This window comes from Cupriavidus phytohabitans, from assembly GCF_017815025.1.
Lineage (GTDB): Bacteria > Pseudomonadota > Gammaproteobacteria > Burkholderiales > Burkholderiaceae > Cupriavidus.
On the sequence record NZ_JAGIQB010000163.1, the window covers coordinates 1 to 1,806 of the forward strand.

Genomic DNA, 1,806 nt, shown 5'->3' on the forward strand with positions numbered 1-1,806 from the left:
TGTGCCCGCACGACGAGGTAGGGTGGGGTCGCGTCCAGCCTCAGATCCGCACAATGGGCCGCGCGCGCTTCCGCCGCAGTGATGCCGGTGCCGGGGAATGCCGCGACGATTGCCTGGCTGCGCACACTGGCCGGATCGACAGAAGGCAAATTGAGATACACCTGCAGCCGCCCATCCTCAGCTTCGCTCAGGAACTGAGGCGTTGGTTCCTGGTCTGGCCAGCGTTCAGCTGTGAGCAGCGTAGCGGCAGGGTTGTCCTGCCGTACGCCAGCGAAGACCAGCTGTCGGCACAGCCGATCCAGCAGCTTCATATAGTGCATGCGGGTGGCCTGGGAGTATGTGCGGCCATCGGGGGTTTGCCAGAACGCGCCGACGTCGGCCGTGCAGGCAATGGGCGTGCCTCGTGCCAGCAGGTGCCGACGAAAATGCTCGAACATCGCCTGATGCTGGATGATCGTGCGCGCCGAGAAGGGCCGGCGATCAGCGCCGGCCGCTTCGCGAGCCTGCCAGTCGGTATGCCTGGGTTGGGTTGCTGAGCCAGAGGGAGTTCATTTGCGTCATGCCCCTGTTATATACTGAGTGCGCCGGGAGACCGGCAAGGAGTTGGTGGTGCGAGTCCACTACGATGAAGAAATAGCGAGTCACATCGGCCCCGAGCCGTGCGCAGGCAACCGCGAGGTGGTCGGCGAAGCGTCGGTAGGGGAGCGTATGGGCCAGCCATTGAGCCGCGATAGATATATCCCGGGTGCCGACGCGGTTCAGTACGCGGAAGGTTACACGGCGGAGCGCGCTTTCGCGAGCGCTCCGACGACCCGGCGTGGTCTGAGAACCTGGCACGTACGGACGCTCCTTGCGCGGGAACCGGGAGATCTCCCGTCTGGCCAGTCGCCGTTCGGACGGGTCCGCATCGGGAAGGCGAGGAGCCGAAGCCGATGATGAACGGATGGGAGAAGTCAGACTCCGCCATAGTAGCGACGAAGCCTGCGAACAAGGCCAGCAATCTGGCTGCGGAGCGGGTGGAGCCAAGGGCGGGGACCAAGGGGAACACGGGTCAGCCACACACGCGCCGGGCACAGAACCGGGCAAGCGTGTCACAGGGGCTGGAACGTGTACGGCAAGCTGCTAGGCAGCGGAAGAAGGAGCGGTTCACCGCGCTCTTGCACCACGTCTCGGTTGACAGGCTTCGGGAGTCGTTCTACGCGCTCAAGCGCAACGCGGCCCCTGGCGTGGACGGCCTGACGTGGAGGTACTACGAGGCGGACCTGGAAGAACACCTCCAGCGTCTGCACGCACAAGTCCAATGCGGAGCGTATCGGGCGTTGCCCGTTCGGCGGCAGTACATACCCAAGCCGGACGGAAAGCAGCGACCGCTGGGGATTGCCGCGCTGCAGGACAAGATTGTCCAGCGCGCAGTGGTCGAGGTGCTCAACGGGATTTACGAGCAGGATTTCCTCGGCTTCTCGTACGGGTTTCGGCCCCGGCGTAGCCAGCATGATGCGCTGGATGCGCTCGCCGTGGCCATCACGGACACCCCGGTGAACTGGATCTTGGACGCCGACATTCGGAGCTTCTTCGACTCGGTTAGCCAGCAATGGTTGATCCGGTTCATGGAGCATCGGATTGGCGACCCACGTATCATCCGCCTTGTGCGCAAGTGGCTCAGGGCGGGCGTCTTAGAGGACGGGGAATGGAGCGTCAGTGAGGAAGGTACGCCGCAAGGGGCCGTAGTAGCTCCGGCAACAACATAGCAAACTCGCGGGTAAGATGTGGCCTTCGCATATCAAGGGAGTGCCTGGCGCCATGGTC

Annotated in this window: 2 protein-coding genes; one reads left to right on the forward strand and one right to left on the reverse strand. The window is 63.9% G+C overall.

Annotated elements, in window-relative coordinates:
• Positions 1–437, reverse strand: a 437-nt coding sequence (locus J8I34_RS33820; protein WP_500784451.1) for a site-specific integrase, incomplete at its 3' end; no start/stop codon positions are given.
• 495 nt (positions 438–932) lie between these two features.
• On the opposite strand from J8I34_RS33820, the gene J8I34_RS33825 reads away from it, so the two are divergent.
• Positions 933–1,748, forward strand: coding sequence for a reverse transcriptase domain-containing protein (locus J8I34_RS33825; protein ID WP_500784452.1), 816 nt, complete (start codon positions 933–935; stop codon positions 1,746–1,748).
• The last annotated feature ends 58 nt before the right edge of the window (positions 1,749–1,806 follow it).

Excerpts from the sequence above, each read along its gene's own strand:
- J8I34_RS33825 (WP_500784452.1), top strand. The coding sequence starts at position 933 with ATGATGAACGGATGGGAGAAGTCAGACTCCGCCATAGTAGCGACGAAG.